The sequence below is a fragment of the Escherichia sp. 93.1518 genome (assembly GCF_013368915.2).
Taxonomy (GTDB): domain Bacteria; phylum Pseudomonadota; class Gammaproteobacteria; order Enterobacterales; family Enterobacteriaceae; genus Escherichia; species Escherichia ruysiae.
The window spans coordinates 66,166-87,005 of record NZ_JABWMT020000003.1 but is presented as its reverse complement, the minus strand read 5'-3'; the positions used below and the strand labels follow the sequence as shown (position 1 = coordinate 87,005).

1 pseudogene is annotated in these 20,840 nt (G+C 60.2%); it reads left to right on the top strand.

The features are described 5' to 3' along the window. Positions 1–71: 71 nt before the first annotated feature. Positions 72–20,838: pseudogene (gene siiEA / locus HEN21_RS03105) on the top strand (BapA-related adhesin SiiEA). Positions 20,839–20,840: the final 2 nt, after the last annotated feature.

The following is a 20,840-nucleotide window of genomic DNA, read 5'->3' as shown; positions in this document are numbered from 1 at the left end:
AGTTATTACCTTTGTCTTATTTAGATAAATGGACTCGCTAAGGATGTGCGCCATTTATCAGGAATGCCATTATGAGCCTGATTATTGATGTTATTTCGCGTAAAACATCCGTCAAACAAACGCTGATTAATCCTGGCGACGTTACGGTTGTTATTTATGAGCCCTCTGTGGTGCAGGTTCATGCTCAGGCATCTGCCGTTGCGCGTTACGTTCGCGAAGGAAATGACCTGCTGATCTATATGCAGGATGGCACGGTTATCCGTTGCAACGGCTATTTCCTGCAAGCGACAAATACCAGTGAACAATCTGAACTGGTCTTTGCCGATGGACAACAGCTAACCCACGTAACCTTTGCCGATGCCGCAGCGGGGGGGTTAGCCCCCGTAGAACTGACCGCTCAGACCACCGCTATTGAAAGTATTGCACCATTTCTTGATACCGTTGCTCAGACCAGCACCTTCCCGTGGGGATGGTTAGCGGGGGCGGCGGTAGGTGGCGGTGCGCTTGGCGCTTTACTGGCAAGCGGTGGTGATGACGATTCAAAAACTGAAGTGGTTAACAATCCTCCGCCACCCGCCGAGCCAGGCAATGCAACCCCATCATTTTTAGTCACCGATAATCAGGGCGATCAGCGCGGTATTCTCGCCACCAATGACATCACCGATGACACCACGCCAACCTTTAGCGGTAGCGGGCAGGCGGGTGCGACCATCCAGATCAAAGACAGTAACGGCAATACTATTGCCAGTACTCAGGTAGACAGCAACGGGCACTGGAGCGTCTCTTTACCCACGCAAAGCGCAGGTGAACATACCTGGTCAGTGGTGCAAATTGTCGGCAGCACCATCACTGACGCTGGTTCGATAACGTTAACCATCGACGACAGCCAGGCCAGCGTGCAGGTCGCCACCACCGCAGGCGATAACATTATTAACGCCAGCGAACAGGCCGCCGGATTTACGCTTTCAGGCACGACGAGCAACTTGCCGCAGGGAACAGAACTCAGCGTCACGCTAAACGGCAAAACCTACACGACCAGCGTAGGTGCTAACGGCGCGTGGAGCGTGCAGGTGCCGACCGCTGACGCCCAGGCGTTAGGCGAAGGGAATCAGGCAGTGCTGGTCAGCGGGAAAGATGCTACGGGCAATACGGTCACCAGCGCGCAACTGTTAACCGTCGATACCCAGCCGCCGACGCTTGCTATCAACACCATCGCCCAGGACAACATTGTCAGCGCCGCAGAACATAACGCCGCGCTGGTACTGAGCGGTACTTCGAATGCTGAAGCCGGGCAAATCGTTACACTGACAGTAAATGGTAAAAGCCATACAGCAACCGTCGGTAGCGATGGCACATGGCAGGTGGCGCTGCCTGCCGCAGAAGTGCAGGCGCTGGCAGATGGTAACTACGCCGTAAATGCCAGCGTCAGCGACCGGGCAGGAAATACCACCAGCAACAGCGCGAATTTCGCGGTAGATACCAGCGCGCCGACGATCAACGTCAACACCGTGGCGGGCGACGATATTCTTAATAATGCCGAACAGGCCGTTGCGCAGATCATTTCCGGAAACGTCAGCGGTGCTTCTCCTGGCGATACGGTGACTGTGAAATTGGGCGCTCATGTCCTGACGGGCGTCGTGCTGGCAGACGGTAGCTGGAATGTGGCGCTGGATCCGGCGGTAACCCGCACGCTGGATCGCGGAGCCAATACGATTTTCGTCACCGTGACAGATGCCGCCGGAAATACTGGCACGGCATCACGTGCAATCACTCTGGTGGGCGTGTCTCCATTGATCACCATTAACACAGTTTCCGGCGATGACATTATCAGTGGTGCAGAAAAAAATGCGCCACTGACCCTCACCGGCAGCACTCAACAAGCTGAGCCAGGACAAACGGTTACAGTAACCCTCGCCGGACAGAGTTTTACCACTACTGTGCAGGCCGATGGCTCCTGGAGTCTGACGGTACCTGCCGCCGCGATGGGAAATCTGCCCGACGGCGCGGTGGCGATTACCGCTTCTGTGACGGATCTCAGCGGCAATACCGGCAACACCTCCCGCACCATTACCGTCGACAGCCAGGCTCCGGCCTTAAGCATCGATCCGCTGACCGCCGATAACGTCATTAACGCCGCCGAAAGCGGGCAGGATCTGCCCATCACCGGCACCACCGACGCCCAGCCGGGGCAGACGGTGACGGTGACGCTCAACGGGCAGACGTATCAGGGCATCGTGCAGCCAGACGGAACCTGGAGCGTGACCGTTCCCGCCGCCAACGTTGACGCACTGGCTGACGGCAACGCTACGGTCACCGCCAGCGTAAACGATGTCGCCGGTAATCCGAGCAGCGTTTCACGCGTGGCGCTGGTCGATGCCACGCCGCCGGTGGTGACCATTAATCCGGTGGCAAGCGATAACGTCATCAATACGCCGGAACACACCCAGGCGCAAATCATCAGCGGCACGGTTACCGGCGCGCAGGCTGGCGATATCGTCACCGTGACCCTCAATAATGTGGATTACACCACGGTGGTGGATGCTTCTGGCAACTGGAGTCTGGGCGTTCCGGCTTCCGTCGTCAGCGGACTGGTGGACGGCAGTTATCCGATCAACGTTTCAGTCACCGACCGCGCCGGAAACACCGGCAGCCAGTCACTCACTGTCACGGTCAACACTGCCGCGCCGGTGATTGGTGTTAACAGCATTGCGGGCGATGATGTGATTAACGCCAGCGAAAAAGGAGCCGATGTCCAGATTACCGGCACCAGCGATCAACCTGCTAATACCGCCATCACCGTAACGCTGAACGGGCAAAATTATACGGCGACGACCGACGCCTCCGGCAACTGGAGCGTCACGGTTCCGGCATCGGCGGTAACCGCACTGGGCCAGGCCAACTACACGGTAACGGCAGCGGTGACCAGCAGTATCGGCAACAGCGCCACCGCCAGCCATAACGTGCTGGTCGATAGCGCACTGCCCGGCGTGACCATTAACCCGGTGGCGAGCGACGATATTATTAACGCCGCAGAAGCAGGCGCAGCGCAAACCATCAGCGGACAGGTGACTGGCGCAGCCGTTGGCGACACGGTAACTATTACGTTGGGCGGCAATACCTACACGACTGCCGTCCAGGCTGGTTTAAGCTGGAGCGTGAGCGTTCCGGCAGCAGATATTCAGGCGCTGGGTAATGGTGATTTAACGGTTAATGCCTCGGTCACCAATGAAAACGGCAACACCGGTAGCGGCACGCGGGATATCACCATCGACGCCAATCTGCCTGGCCTGCGGGTCGATACGGTAGCGGGTGATGATGTGGTCAATATCATCGAGCACGGGCAGGCGCTGGTGATTACCGGCAGCAGCTCGGGGCTGGCTGAAGGCACGCCGCTTACCGTCACGATTAACAACGTCAACTACACCACTGCGGTGCAGGCCGATGGTAGCTGGAGCGTGGGCGTGACGGCGGCGCAGGTTAGCGCCTGGCCTGCGGGGACGGTGACGGTTGCCGTGTCCGGGGAAAGTAGCGCCGGAAATCCGGTGAGCATTACGCATCCGGTAACGGTGGATCTCACTCCGGCAGCGATCGCCATCAATACCATCGCCACGGACGATGTGATTAACGCCGCAGAAAAAGGCGCTGATTTAACCCTTTCCGGCACCACCACTAACGTAGAAGCCGGACAAACGGTCACCGTCACTTTTGGCGGTAAAAATTACACAGCCACGGTTGCAGGCGATGGTAGCTGGACAACCACCGTTCCTGCCGCCGATTTAGCGGCATTACCCGAGGGCAGTGCCTCCGCGCAGGCCAGCGTCAGCAATATCAACGGCAATAGCGCCTCGGCGGTGCATAACTACAGCGTCGACAGCAGCGCGCCAACCATCATTATCAATACCGTTGCCAGCGACAATATCGTCAACGCCAGCGAAGCCGATGCGGGCGTGACGGTGAGCGGCAGCACCACCGCCGAAGCGGGGCAGATTGTTACGATAACGCTTAACAGCCCGACCGTGCAGACGTATCAGGCAACGGTACAGGCCGATGGCAGCTGGAGCATTAACATTCCGGCGGCAGATCTTGAGGCATTGACGGATGGCAGCCACACCCTGACCGCGACGGTCAATGACAAAGCGGGCAACCCGGCGAGCACCACGCATAATCTGGCGGTCGATCTCACTGTTCCGGTGCTGACCATCAACACCATTGCGGGCGATGACATTATTAACGCCACCGAGCACGGGCAGGCGCTGGTGATCTCCGGTTCCAGCACCGGCGGGGACGCGGGGGATGTTGTTACCGTCACGCTAAACAGTAAAACCTATACCACGACGCTGGATGCCTCCGGCAACTGGAGCGTCGGCGTTCCGGCGGCGGATGTCACCGCGCTTGGTAGCGGCCCGCAAACTGTTACCGCCACGGTGACTGATGCGGCAGGCAACAACGATAGTGAGACGCACACGGTCACCGTTAACCTTACCGCGCCGACCATTGGCATTAACAGCATCGCCACCGATGACGTGATTAACGCCACGGAAAAAGGCGCGGATCTGCAAATCAGCGGCACCAGTAACCAGCCCGCAGGCACCACAATTACGGTGACGCTAAACGGGCAAAATTACACCGCAACGACAGATGCCACAGGCAACTGGAGCACCACGGTGCCAGCCTCCGCAGTCGGTGCGCTGGGCGAAGCCAGCTACACGGTGACGGCGAACGTCACCGACAGCGCAGGTAACAGCAATTCCGCCAGCCATAACGTACAGGTGAATACCGCGCTACCTGGTGTCACCATTAATCCGGTGGCGAGCGACGATATTATTAACGCCGCCGAATCGGGCGTGGCGCAGACCATCAGCGGCCAGGTGACGGGCGCGGCGGCGGGCGATACGGTTACCGTAACGCTTGGCGGGAAAACCTACACCGCCACCGTGCAGGGCAATTTAAGCTGGAGCGTGGACGTTCCGGCGACGGATATTCAGGCCATCGGTAATGGCTCTCTCACGGTTAACGCCTCGGTGACCAACGGCGTTGGCAACACCGGCAGCGGCACGCGCGAGATCGCGATAGACGCTAATCTTCCGGGGCTGCGCGTCGATACCGTGGCGGGCGATGATGTGGTTAACAGCATCGAGCACGCTCAGGCGCTGGTGATAACCGGTAGCAGTAGCGGGCTGGCGGCGGGCGCGGCGCTGACGGTGGTGATTAACACGGTCACTTACGCTGCGACAGTATTAGCCGATGGCACATGGAGCGTTGGTGTTCCGGCGGCAGATGTGGGCAACTGGCCTGCGGGTACGGTGAATATTACGGTTTCAGGCGCCAGTAGCGCAGGAAACCCGGTCACTATCACTCATCCGGTCACCGTCGATCTGGCGGCGGTGGCGATCTCCATTAACACCGTTTCTGGTGATGATGTGATTAACGCCGCCGAAAAAGGGGCAGATTTAACCCTTTCCGGCAGCACCTCTGGTGTGGAAGCGGGGCAAACGGTCACCGTCACCTTTGGCGGAAAAAGCTATACCGCCACCGTAGCGGGCGATGGTAGCTGGACAACCAGCGTGCCTGCCGCCGATCTCGCCGCATTACGCGACGGCGACGCCACGGTACAGGCGAGCGTCAGCACTATTAACGGCAACACGGCTTCGGCAACCCACGCCTACAGCGTCGATGCTACAGCACCGACGCTTGCCATTAATACCATCGCCACCGACGATATTCTGAACGCCGCCGAAGCGGGCAATCCGCTAACCATCAGCGGCAGCAGTACCGCCGAAGCGGGGCAGACGGTAACCGTCACGCTTAATGGCGTGACTTACAGTGGCACCGTTCAGGCGGACGGTAGCTGGAGCGTCAGCGTGCCGACGGCGGATCTCAGCAATCTGACCGCCAACCAGTATACGGTCAGCGCCTCAGTCAACGACAAGGCGGGTAACCCGGCGACCGCCACCCACGGGCTGGCGGTGGATCTCAGCGTGCCAGTGCTAACCATCAACACCGTCTCCGGCGATGACATCATTAACGCCGCCGAACACGGGCAGGCACTGGTAATCTCTGGTTCCAGCACCGGCGGGGAAGCAGGCGATGTCATCACCGTCACGCTAAACAGTAAAACCTACACCACCTCGCTGGATGCTTCCGGCAACTGGAGCGTCGGCGTTCCGGCGGCAGATGTCACCGCGCTTGGCAGCGGCGCGCAAACCATCACCGCGACCATTACCGACGCGGCAGGCAACAGCGACGACGCCAGCCACACGATCACTGTGAATCTCACCTCGCCAACCATTGGTATCAACACTATCGCCAGCGATGACGTGATTAACGCCACGGAAAAAGGCGCGGATCTGCAAATTACCGGCACCAGTAATCAGCCTGCTGGCACTACGGTTACGGTGACGCTGAACGGGAAAAATTACACCGCCACCACAGATGCTTCCGGTAACTGGAGCGCCACGGTGCCAGCCTCGGCGGTTAGCGCGCTGGGTGAAGCCAACTACACGGTAACCGCAAATGTCACCGACACGGCAGGCAACAGCAATTCCGCCAGCCATAATGTGCTGGTCAACAGCGCCTTACCTGCTGTCACCATTAACGCGGTGGCGACCGACGATATTATTAACGCTGCTGAATCCGGCAACGCGCAAACCATCAGCGGGCAGGTCATGGGCGCAGCGCAGGGAGATACGGTCACCGTTACGTTGGGCGGCAACACCTACACCGCCACGGTGCAGGCTAATTTAAGTTGGAGTGTCAGCGTTCCGGCGGCGGATATTCAGGCGCTGGGCAACGGTTCTCTCACCGTACACGCCTCGGTGACCAACGTCGTCGGCAATACCGGCAGCGGTTCGCGAGACATCACTATCGACGCTAATCTGCCTGGCCTGCGGGTTGATACGGTGGCGGGCGATGACGTCATAAACAGCATTGAGCACAATCAGGCGCTGGTGATCACCGGTAGCAGCACCGGGCTAACGGCGGGAACGGCGTTAACGGTCGAGATTAACAACGTTACTTATGGCGCGACGGTATTAGCCGACGGCACGTGGAGCCTCGGTATTCCGGCGGCAGACGTCAGCAACTGGCCTGCGGGTACGGTGGATATTACGGTAAGCGGCACCAACAGCGCCGGAACAACCTCCACCATTACCCATCCGGTCACCGTCGATCTGGCGGCGGTCGCCATCACCATTAACACCCTTTCCGGCGATGATGTGATCAACGCCGTCGAAAAAGGTGAAACGCTGGTCGTAAGCGGCAGCACCAGCGGTGTCGAAGCCGGGCAGACGGTGACCGTGACCTTTGGCGGCAAAAATTACACCACTACCGTGGAAGCCAACGGTAGCTGGACGGTGAACGTGCTACCTGCCGATCTCGCTGCGCTGCCGGACGGTGCGGGCAACGTGCAGGCGAGCGTCAGCAACATTAACGGCAACAGCGCCCAGGCCGATCGCGCGTACAGCGTCGATGCCACCGCACCGCTTGTGACCATTAACACCATCGCCAGCGACGATATCCTTAACGTAAGCGAAGCAGGCGCGGGGATCACCATCAGCGGTACCACCACGGCACAGGCCGGACAGACGCTGACCGTCACGCTCAATAACAACACGTACCAGACCACCGTTCTCGCGGATGGCACCTGGAGCGTGAATGTTCCGGCATCGGATTTAAGCGGATTAACCGCCAGCAGCTATACCGTGACCGCCACGGTAAGCGACAAAGCGGGTAACCCGGCCAGCGCCGACCATGCGCTGGCGGTGGACGTTACCGCGCCGGATCTCACCATTAACATCGTTGCGGGCGATGACATCATCAACGCCATCGAACACGGGCAGGCGCTGGTGGTGAGCGGAACCAGTACGGGCGCGGCAGCGGGCGATGTGGTTACGGTTAACCTGAACGGTAAAAACTACACCACCACGCTGGACGCCTCCGGTAACTGGAGCGTGGGTATTCCGGCGGCGGATGTCACGGCGCTGGCAACCGGCAGCCAGACCATCACCGCCAGCCTGAGCGATCGCGCGGGCAACAGCGACAGCACGACTCACGATGTGACCGTTGATCTCAGCGGCCCGACGTTGACCATCAACACCGTCTCCGGCGATGACATCATTAACAATACCGAGAAAACTCAGGATCTGACCATCAGCGGCGGCTCCAGCGGTCTGGCGACCGGCACCACGGTCACCGTGATGTTGAACGGCCTGGCGTACAGCGCCACCACCGACGGTTCTGGCAACTGGAGCGTTACCGTGCCAGCTTCGGCGGTCGGCGCCCTGGGCGAGGCGGTTTATTCGATTAGCGCCAGCGCCACCGACAGCGCGGGCAACAGCGGCAGTACTACCCATACAGTGAATGTCGAATCGCTCCTGCCAGGGGTGATCATTGATACCGTGGCGGGCGATGACATTATCAACGCCGCTGAAATCGCCGTTAACCAGACCATTAGCGGTCAGGTAACGGGAACGGCACAGGCGGGGAATACGGTGACGGTCACGCTTGGCGGCAACCAGTACATCGCAACCGTGCAGCCAGATTTAAGCTGGAGCGTCAGCGTGCCTGCGGCAGATTTGCAGGCGTTGGGTAACGGTGAGCTGACCATCAGCGCCTCGGTCACCAACACTACAGGCAATACCGGCACCACAACGCACGACATCGTGATAGACGCCAACCTGCCAGGTTTGCGCGTCGATACCGTAGCAGGCGATGATGTGGTCAATATTATCGAACACGGTCAGGCACTGGTGGTAACCGGCAGCAGTACCGGACTGGCGGTGGGCGCGGCGTTGACGGTAGTCATCAACAGCGTCACCTACGGCGCAACGGTACTGGCAGACGGCACCTGGAGCGTGGGCGTTCCGGCGACGGATGTGGGGAACTGGCCTGCGGGGACGGTCGATATTACGGTTACAGGCACCAACACCGCCGGAACCACAACCAGCATTACTCATCCGGTCACGGTCGATCTCGCTGCCGTGGCGATTACCATCAACACTCTTTCTACTGACGATGTGATTAACGCCGCCGAAAAAGGCAGCGATTTGCAGCTCTCCGGCACCACCTCCGGCGTGGAAGCGGGGCAGACCATTACCGTTATCTTCGGTGGCAAAAGCTACACCACCACGGTTGCGACGGGCGGCACTTGGGGGCTGACAGTTCCAGCCGCCGATCTCGCAGCCTTGCCAGACGGCGCAGCAAACGTACAAGCCAGCGTCAGCAACGTAGCAGGCAACATCGCCCAGACAACACATGCTTACAGCGTCGATGCCACCGCGCCCTCCGTTACTATCAACACCATCGCCACGGACGATATTCTTAATGCCGCTGAAGCCGGAACGGCGCTGACCATCAGCGGCACCAGCACGGCGGAAGCTGGGCAGACGGTGACCGTGACGCTAAACGGCGTCAATTACAGCGGCAACGTGCAGGCAGACGGGAGCTGGAGCGTCAGCGTACCGACTGGCGATTTAGCGAACCTCACCGCCAGCCCGTATACCGTCAACGCGGCGGTCAGCGACAAAGCCGGAAATCCGGCCTCGGCAACGCATAATCTGGCGGTGGATCTGCTTGCCCCGGTCGTGACTATCAACGCGGTAGCGGGCGATGACATCATCAATGCCACTGAACACAGCCAGGCGCAGATTATCAGCGGCTCGGCAACGGGTGCGACTACCGGTAATACGGTTTCCGTTACCATTGGCACGACCACCTACACCACCGTGCTGGACGCCAACGGCAACTGGAGCATCGGCGTGCCTGCCAGCGTGATTTCCGCACTGGCGCAGGGCGATGTGACCATTACCGCCACGGTTACCGACTCCGCAGGCAACAGCGGCACGACTTCGCACATTGTCAACGTGGCGCTCGGCGCGCCGGTGCTCGGTATCAACACCATCGCCGTCGATGACATTATCAACGCCACGGAGAAAGGCGCGGATCTGGCGATTTCCGGCAGCAGCAACCAGCCTGCGGGCACGCAGGTAACCGTTACGCTCAACGGGCAAAATTACACCACCACTGCCGATGCTTCCGGTAACTGGAGCGTGACCGTTCCGGCGTCTGCGGTTGGTACGCTTGGTGAAGCGACTTATACCGTGACCGCCGCCGCAACCGATGCTGATGGCAACAGTGGTTCCGCCAGCCATAACGTGCAGGTTAATACCGCGCTGCCGGGCGTCACCATTAACGTTGTGGCGACGGACGATATTATTAACGCTGCCGAAGCCGGGGCAGATCAAACTATCAGCGGTCAGGTTACAGGCGCAGCGGCGGGCGACACGGTGACCGTCACGCTGGGTGGAGAGACTTACACGGCGACAGTGCAGGCCAATTTAAGCTGGAGTATTAATGTTCCGGCAGCCGCGCTACAGGCGTTGGGTAACGGCGAGCTAACGATTTCTGCGTCAGTCACAAACAGCGTGGGCAATACTGGCAGCGGTACGCGCGAAATCGTGATTGACGCTAATCTCCCTGGTCTTCGGGTCGATACCGTCGCTGGCGATGATGTGGTGAATATCATCGAGCACGGGCAGGCACTGGTGGTAACCGGCAGCAGTTCTGGTCTGGCAGCGGGTGCGGTACTCACGGTTTCGATTAATAGCCAGAACTATAGCGCAACGGTTTTAGCCGATGGTTCATGGAGCGTCGGCGTTCCGGCGGTGGATGTCAGCGCCTGGCCTGCGGGGACGGTCACGATTACGGCGAGCGGTAGCACCACAGCCGGAAATCCGGTGAGCGTCACGCACCCGGTCACCGTCGATCTCACGGCGATCGCTATCAGCATTAACACCATTACCGCCGATGATGTGATCAACGCCGCCGAAAAAGGCGCGGCGTTAACGCTCTCCGGCAGCACGTCCGGCGTGGCATCAGGGCAAACGGTCACCGTCACCTTTGGCGGCAAAAACTACACTGCAATCGTCGCGGCAGATGGTTCCTGGAGCACCACGGTTCCGGCGGCGGATATGGCAACCCTGCGTGATGGCGATGCCAGCGCACAGGCCAGCGTCAGCAACGTTAACGGCAACAGCGCCACCACCACCCACGTTTACAGCGTCGATGCCAGCGCGCCAACGGTGTCCATTAACACCATTGCGGGCGACGACATTCTTAACGCCACCGAAGCCGGAACGGCGCTGACCATCACCGGCAGCAGCGGGGCAGACGGTCACCGTCACGCTCAATGGCGCAAACTATACCGGCACGGTACAAACGGACGGTAGCTGGAGCGTCAGCGTGCCGCCAGCCGACTTAAGCGCCCTGACCGCCAGTAACTACACCGTCAGCGCGGCGGTGAGCGACAAAGCCGGAAACCCGGCCTCGGTTAATCACAACCTGACGGTGGATACTTCCGTTCCGCTCGTCACCATCAACACGGTGGCGGGCGATGATGTGATCAACGCGACGGAACACGCCCAGGCGCAGATTATCAGCGGTTCCGCCACTGGCGCGGCAACCGGTAGTACCGTCACGGTGACTATTGGCACAAACACCTTCACCACCGTGCTGGATGCCAGCGGTAACTGGAGCGTCGGCGTACCGGCGAGCGTTGTCTCGGCACTGGCGAACGGCACGGTCACCATCAACGCCAGCGTCACCGATGCCGGTGGTAACAGCGGCAGCGCCACGCATCAGGTGACGGTTAATACCGGGCTGCCGACCATTACCTTTAACGCCATCAGCGGCGATAACGTGCTGAATGCCGATGAAAAAGGCCAACCGTTGACCATCAGCGGCGGCAGTTCGGGGCTGGCGACAGGCGCACAGGTTACCGTCACGCTCAACGGTCATAACTACAGCGCCACCACCGACGCGGCGGGCAACTGGACCTTAACCGTTCCGGTCAGCGATCTGGCGGCTCTAGGCCAGGCCAACTATACCGTCAGCGCCAGCGCCACCAGTGCAGCAGGCAACACCGCCAGCGGCCAGGCGAATTTACTGGTCGACAGCGGCCTGCCGGGCGTCACCATCAATACTGTGGCGGGTGACGATATTATCAACGCCGCCGAAGCCGGGGCCGATCAAACCATCAGCGGACAGGTTACCCGCGCCGCCGCAGGCGATACGGTCACTGTGACGCTGGGCGGCAATACTTACACAGCGCAAGTTCAGCCCGATTTAAGCTGGAGCGTCAGCGTTTCGGCAGCCGATCTCCAGGCGCTGGGCAATGGCGATTTAACCATTAACGCCTCCGTCACTAACGCCAGTGGCAACACGGGTAGCGGCACGCGCGACATCACTATTGACGCCAACCTGCCAGGTCTGCGGGTGGATACCGTCGCGGGCGATGATATCGTCAACAGCATCGAACACGGGCAGGCGCTGGTGATCACCGGCGGCAGCAGCGGTTTGAATACAGGCGCCATGCTGACAGTCACCATTAACAGCGTGGCTTATTCCGCCACGGTACAGGCAGACGGTAGCTGGAGCGTCGGTATTCCGGCGGCAAACGTCAGCGCCTGGCCTGCGGGGCAGTTAAACATTGAGGTAACAGGGCAAAGCAGCGCCGGAAACCCGGTAAGCGTCAGCCATCCATTTACCGTTGATTTAACGGCGGTGGCTATCAGCATCAACACCGTTGCCAGCGACGACGTAATTAATGCCGCCGAAAAAGGCACCGACCTGACCCTTTCCGGCAGCACCAGCGGGATTGAAAGCGGGCAAACCGTTACCGTTACTTTTGGCGGTAAAACCTACACCGCAAGCGTCGCCGCCAACGGAAGCTGGAGCGTAACTGTTCCGGCGGCGGATCTGGCAACCCTGCCAGACGGCGCGGCGAACGTGCAGGCCAGTATCAGTAGTGCGAGCGGCAATAACGCTTCGGCGACCCATGCGTACAGCGTCGATGCCAGTGCGCCGACGCTCACCATTAACACCATCGCCAGCGACGATATTCTTAACGCCGCAGAGGCCGGAAGCCCGCTCACTATCAGCGGCACCAGCACCGCCGAAACCGGGCAGACGGTGAGCGTCACCCTTAACGGCGTAACCTACACCGGCAACGTACAGGCTGACGGTAGCTGGAGCGTTAGCGTCCCTGCGTCATCACTCGGCGCGCTGACCGCAAGCAATTACACCGTCAGCGCCACGGTCAACGACAAAGCGGGCAACCCTGGCAGCGCCAGACATAATCTGGCGATAGACACCACCGCGCCGGTTCTCACCATTAACACCGTGGCGGGCGATGACATCATCAACGACGCCGAACATGCGCAGGCACTGGTGATCTCCGGCACCAGCACCGGCGGGGAAGCGGGCGATGTGGTGAGCGTTGTGCTCAACGGCAAAACCTACACCACCACCCTGGATGCCTCCGGCAACTGGAGCGTCGGTGTTCCGGCGGCGGATGTGACGGCGCTGGGTAGCGGTGCGCAGACCATCACCGCCAGCGTCAGCGATCGGGCAGGCAACAGCGACGACGCCAGCCGCACCGTGACGGTAAGCCTCACCGCACCAGCGATTGGCATTAACACCATCGCGGGCGATGATGTGATCAACGCGACGGAAAAAGGATCGAATCTGGCGCTTTCCGGCACCAGCGATCAGCCTGCGGGCACGGCGATCACCGTCACCCTGAACGGACAAAACTACAGCACCACCACCGATGCCTCCGGCAACTGGAGCGTCACCGTTCCTGCCTCGGCGGTCAGTGCGCTGGGCGAAGCCACCTACAGCGTGACGGCGAGCGTCACCAACGCTCAGGGTAACAGCAGCACCGCCAGCCATAACGTACAGGTCAACACCGCGCTGCCGGGTGTGACTATTAATCCGGTGGCTACGGACGACATTATCAATGCCGCCGAAGCAGGCAGCGCGCAAACCATCAGCGGTCAGGTAACCGGTGCGGCGGCGGGTAGCACTGTCACCGTTGCGCTGGGCGGTAAAACTTACAGCGCCACCGTCCAGCCAGATTTAAGCTGGAACGTGAGCGTACCAGCCGCCGACTGGCAGGCGCTGGGTAACGGTGAGTTAACCGTTAACGCCTCGGTGACCAACGGCGTTGGCAACACCGGCAGCGGCACGCGCGATATCACCATCAACGCCAGTCTGCCAGGTCTGCGAGTCGATACCGTTGCAGGCGATGATGTGGTCAATATCATCGAACACGCTCAGGCGCAGGTGATCACCGGCAGCAGCTCCGGCTTTGCGGCAGGCACGGCGCTGACGGTGGTGATTAATAACCAAACTTACGCCGCCACAGTGCTGGCGAATGGCAACTGGAGCGTCGGCGTTCCGGCGGCAGATGTCAGTAACTGGCCTGCGGGAACGCTGAATATTACCGTTAGCGGCGCGAACAGTGCCGGAACGCAAACCAGCATTACCCATCCGCTGACCGTTGATCTCACTGCCGTCGCCATCAGCATTAACGCCATTACCAGCGATGATGTGATTAACGCCGCCGAAAAAGGTGCGGCGTTAACGCTTTCCGGCAGCACGTCCAGCGTCGAAGCGGGGCAAACGGTCTTCATTACCTTTGGCGGTAAAACCTACAGCGCCACGGTGGCGGCTAACGGTAGCTGGAGCACCACCGTTCCGGCGGCGGATATGGCGGTTCTGCGTGATGGCGATGCCAGCGCCCAGGTGCGGGTGACTAACGTCAACGGCAACAGCGCCACGGCCACGCACGAATACAGCGTCGATAGTGCCGCGCCAACGGTGACCATCAACACCATTGCCAGCGATAACATCATCAATGCCAGCGAAGCGGCGGCGGGCGTAACGGTATCCGGCACCAGCACGGCGGAAACGGGGCAAACGCTGACCGTCACGCTTAACGGCAGTAACTACCAGACCACGGTGCAGGCAGACGGGAGCTGGAGCTTAACGCTGCCTGCCAGTGCTTTAACCACGCTTGCTAATAACAGTTACACGCTCACCGCTACGGTCAGCGATCTGGCGGGTAACTCCGGCAGCGCCAGCAAAGGCGTAACCGTCGATACCACCGCGCCGGTGATCAGCTTTAACACCGTGGCGGGCGATGATGTGATTAACAACGTTGAACACGCACAGGCGCAGATTATCAGCGGCACCGCCACGGGCGCGGTCGCGGGTGACCGCCTGGTGGTGACCATCGCCGGGCAGCAGTATGTCACCAGCACCGATGCCAGCGGCAACTGGAGCGTCGGCGTGCCTGCCAGCGTGATTTCTGGCCTTGCGGACGGCACGGTGACCATCAGCGCCACCATCACCGACAGCGCAGGCAACAGCAGCACGCAGACGCACAACGTGCAGGTGAACACGGCGGCAGTGTCACTTTCGGTCAGCACCATCAGCGGCGATAACCTCATTAACGCCGCCGAAGCAGGCAGTGCGCTGACCCTGAGCGGCACCGGCACCAATTTTGCGACAGGCACAGTGGTGACCGTGTTGCTTAACGGTAAAGGTTACAGCGCCACCATTCAAAGCAACGGGAGCTGGAGCGTAAATGTGCCAGCGGCAGACGTTGCGGCACTTGCTGATGGCACCAGCTATACGGTTAGCGCCTCCGCCCAGGACAGCGCCGGAAACAGCGCCACGGCCTCGCGCAGTGTGGCGGTGGATCTCACCGCGCCGGTTATCAGCATCAACACCGTTTCGACGGACGACCGACTCAATGCTGCCGAACAACAGCAGCCGTTAACCCTTAACGGCTCGACCAGCGCGGAAGTCGGGCAGACGGTCACCGTGACCTTTGGCGGCAAAACCTATACCGCCACGGTTGCCGCCAATGGCACCTGGGCGCTGAACGTACCTGCGGCGGATCTGGCAACGCTCGGGCAGGGCGCGCAGACCATCACCGCCAGCGTGAACGATCGCGCGGGCAACCCCGGTCAAACCACGCACACCCTGACCGTTGACACCGCTGCGCCGACGGTGACCATCGCCACGGTAGCGGGCGACGATATTATTAACAACGCCGAGCAGCTTGCCGGGCAGACCATCAGCGGCACCACCACCGCCGAAGTCGGTCAGACGGTAACCGTCATCTTTAACGGTCAGAGCTGGACCGCAACGGTCGCCAGCGGTGGAAGCTGGTCGGTATTTATTCCGGCGCAGCAGTTTGCCGGATTAAGCGACGGTAGCTACACCATTAGCGCGACGGTCAGCGATCAGGCTGGAAACCCCGGCAGCGCCAGCCGTGGCGTTACTCTGAACGGTGACGTCCCCACCGTCACCATCAACACCTTCGCGGGCGATGATGTGGTGAATGCGGCGGAACACGGCTCGTCGCTGGTAATCAGTGGCACCACCACCGCGCCGGTCGGGCAGACGCTGACCCTGACCTTAAACGGCAAAACCTACACCACCACCGTGCAGACCGGCGGTAGCTGGAGCTACACCCTCGGCAGCGCCGATGTCACCGCGCTGGCGGACGGCAACGCCTACGTGATTAACGCCTCGGTGAGCAACGCCATTGGCAATACCGGCAGCAGCAATCACAGTATTACCGTCGATCTCAGCGCCCCGGCGATGGGTATTAATATCGATTCCCTGCAAACCGACACCGGGATTAGCGCCAGCGACTTTATCACCAGCGTCAGCCCGGTGGTGGTCAATGGCTCGCTGACCGCCGCGCTTGCCAGTAACGAGACGGCGCAAATCAGTATCGACGGCGGCGCAACCTGGAGCACGCTCACCGTCACTGGCACGACCTGGCGCTATAACGACAGCCGCACGCTGACTGATGGCAATTATCTCTATCAGGTGCGGGTGATTGATGCGGCGGGCAACGTCGGCGCGACTGACAGCCAGAATGTGGTGATCGACACCATCGCGCCAGATCCAGCAGTGAAAACCATCGCCATCAGCGCGATCACTACCGATACGGGCCTGATCACTAACGATTTTGTTACCAGCGACACGACGCTTGCGGTGAGCGGCACGCTGGGGGCGACGCTGGCTGCCGGTGAGTTCGCGCAAATCAGCATCGACGGCGGTACAACCTGGCAGAATCTTTCCGTAAGCGGTTTGACCTGGACGTACCTTGACGGGCGCACGCTGACCGATGGCAACTACAACTATCAGGTGCGGGTTATCGACACCGCCGGAAATATCGGCGCGACCGCCAGCCAGATTGTCACCGTTGACACCAGCGCGCCGCTGGCGAGCAAAACCATCGCCATTGCGGGCATTAGCGATGACACCGGTTTAAGCAGCAGCGATTTTGTTACCCGTGACACGACGCTGACCGTGCGCGGCACGCTCGGCGCGACGCTTGCCGCCGATGAACGGGCGCAAATCAGCCTCGATGGCGGCGTTACCTGGACCACGTTAACCGTTATCGGCACCAACTGGAGCTATGCCGATGGTCGCACGCTGACCGACGGCACCTGGAACTACACGGTGCGGGTAGTGGATCTGGCGGGGAACGTCGGGCAGACCGCGACGCAAAACGTGGTGGTCGATACCACCAGTCCCGAAGCGGCGAAAAGCATCACCATTACCGGTATCAGCGATGACACCGGCGCCAGCAGCAGCGACTTTATTACCAGCGATACCACGCTTACCGTGCGCGGCGTGCTGGGCGCGGCGCTTGGTGCTAATGAGTTCGCGCAAATCAGTACCGACAACGGCGCAACCTGGGTGAACGTGACGCTGGCGGCAGACGGCCTGAACTGGACATACGCGGATGGGCGCACGTTGACTAACGGCACGACCACCTGGCAGGTGCGGGTGGTCGATCTGGCAGGCAACGTAGGCGCAACCGGTAGCCAGACGGCGCAAATCGACACCGTTAACCCGGCGCAGGTGTTGACCATCGCCAGCATCAGCACCGACACGGGGAGTTCAGCCACCGATTTTATCACCAGCGATACCACGCTCACACTGACCGGTTCGCTGGGGGCGGGGCTTGCCAGCGGCGAAGTGGCGCAGATTAGCCTCGACGGCGGCGCGACCTGGACTACGCTCACCACTAACGGCACGCAATGGACTTACACCGACAGCCGCACGCTGACCGACGGTAGCTATGTTTATCAGGTGCGGGTACTGGATCTGGCGGGAAATACCGGCCCGGTGGTGTCGAAAACGGTGGTGGTCGATACGATTAACCCCACCGCCACGCCAACTATTGTGTCGTATACCGATGATGTCGGGCAGCGGCAGGGGACGTTAAGCAGTTCGCAGGCTACCGACGACACCACGCCGCTGTTAAACGGCGTGCTCTCCGCTCCGCTGGCCAGCGGAGAAGTGGTTTACCTCTATCGCAACGGCTTATTGTTAGGCGCGGTGACGATGGTCGGCGCACTGAACTGGACCTACAGCGACAGTGGGCTGGTCAGCGGTGCCTATACCTACAGCGCGCGAGTGGTGGATCTGGCGGGGAATATCACCTCCTCTAGTGATTTTGTTCTGACGGTTGATACCTCTATTCCGACGACGCTTGCGCAAATCACCAATCAAACCACGCGCGACACTACGCCGATTATCAGTGGCGTAATCACTGCCGCACTTGCCAGTGGGCAGTATGTTGAAGTGGTGATCAACGGTAAAACCTACACCTCGCAGCCGGGCGGCGCGGTGGTGGTCGATCCGGCGCACAACACCTGGTATGTGCAATTGCCGGATACCGATGTGCTGGCGGCGTCCGCTACCGCCTATAACGTCACCGCGCAGGTGAAAAGCTCGGCGGGCAACGGCAACACCGCTAACGTCAGCAATGGCACGGTGACGGTCAACGCGGCAATTGATTACACGCCAGCCTGGACGACCGCCAATAAAACGACTGCCTGGGGGCTGACCTACGGCCTCGACACGCACGGGATGTGGACGGTGCTGGCCAACCAACAGGTGATGCAATCTACCGACCCGCTTACCTGGTCGAAGACCGCCCTGACGCTGTATCAGAGCGGCAACAATTACGCCACCAGTTCCATTGCCGATTACGACCGTAACGGTACGGGCGATCTGTTTATTACCCGTGATGATTACGGCACGGGCTATATCAACGGCTTTACCAATAACGGCGATGGCACCTTCTCCAGTGCCATTCTGGTCGCCGTTGGCACCCTGACGTGGTACGGCTCTATTGTGGCGTTTGATAAAGAGGGCGACGGCTATCTCGATTTCTGGATTGGCGACGCCGGGGGGCCAGACTCTAATACCTTCCTGTGGAATAACGCGGGCACCCTGGTAGGCAACTCTACCGTTGCCAACAACGGCGGGAGCGCCACGGTGGGCGGGGCGGTGACGGGATATCTTTCACTCAACGAGGGTTCTGGCGTTGATCTTAACAATGACGGCAGGATTGACCTGGTTCAGCACACCTTCAACCTGAACAACTATTACACGCTGTCTTCGCTCATCAGCCAGGGCAACGGCACGTTTGTCTGGGGACAAAACACCATCAACACCTTCCTCAGCACGGCGGGCAGCGGCGGCAACTCGACGTCTGTCTCCATGACCTGGGCGGATTTCGATGGCGACGGCGATATGGATCTCTTCCTGCCCGCCAGCCAGGGAAGAGCTAACTACGGCTCCCTGTTATTCAACACCAACGGCGTGCTGGGAAATCCGGTGGCGGTGGGGGCAACGGCGACGACCTACGCCAGCCAGTTTAGCCTGGCGGTGGACTGGAACCACGACGGTCTGATGGATATCGCCCGTATTGCCCAGACCGGACAATCCTACCTTTACACCAACGTTGGCGGAGCCAGCAACTGGACGCAGTCGGTACTCGGCGGCAGCCAGAGCGGCACTACCAGCGGCGTGGCGGCAATGGACTACGACTGGGACGGCGCAGTGGATGTGCTGGTGACCAAACAGTCGGGCAGCGTGTTCCTGATCCGCAACACCAACACGGTGAGCTACGGCACTTCGCTGCACCTGCGCATCACCGATCCCAACGGCATTAACGTTTATTACGGCAATACCGTAAAACTGTACAACTCGGCGGGAGTGCTGGTCGCCACGCAAATCATCAACCCGCAGTCGGGGATGGGGGTTAACGACACCTCGGCGCTGGTCAATTTCTACGGGCTGAATGCCGGAGAAACCTACAACGCCGTGCTGATCAAATCCACTGGCGCGACTGCCAGCAATATCGATCAGACGGTAAACACCACCTGGGGCGGCTTACAGGCTACCGATGCCACTCACGCTTACGATCTCAGCGCCGAAGCCGGGACGGCGAGCAATAACGGCAAGTTCGTCGGCACCGGTTATAACGACACCTTCTTCGCCACCGCAGGCACCGACACTTACGACGGCTCCGGCGGCTGGGTGTACAGCTCCGGCACCGGAACCTGGCTGGCGAACGGTGGGATGGACGTGGTTGATTTCCGGCTATCGACGGTGGGCGTGACCGCGAACTTAAGCAGCACCGCCGCGCAGGCCACCGGTTTTAACACCTCAACATTTACCAATATCGAGGGGATTTCCGGCTCGAATTTTAACGATACCCTGACCGGCAGCACGGGCGATAACCAACTGGAAGGGCGCGGCGGTAACGACACGCTCAACATCGGCAACGGCGGGCACGACACCTTGCTCTATAAACTGCTCAACGCCAGCGACGCCACCGGCGGCAACGGCTCGGACGTGGTGAATGGCTTTACGGTAGGGACATGGGAAGGCACCGCCGACACCGATCGCATTGATATTCGTGAACTGTTACAGGGCAGCGGCTACACCGGCAACGGCAAAGCCAGCTACGTCAACGGCGTGGCGACGCTGGATGCGCAGGCCGGAAACATCGGTGATTTTGTCAAAGTTACCCAGAGCGGCAGCGACACCATCGTGCAGATCGATCGCGACGGCACAGGTGGCGGCTTTGCGACAGCTAACGTGGTCACGCTGACGGGCGTGCATACCGACCTCGCCACTTTGCTGGCGAATCATCAGTTGATGGTGGTGTAGAT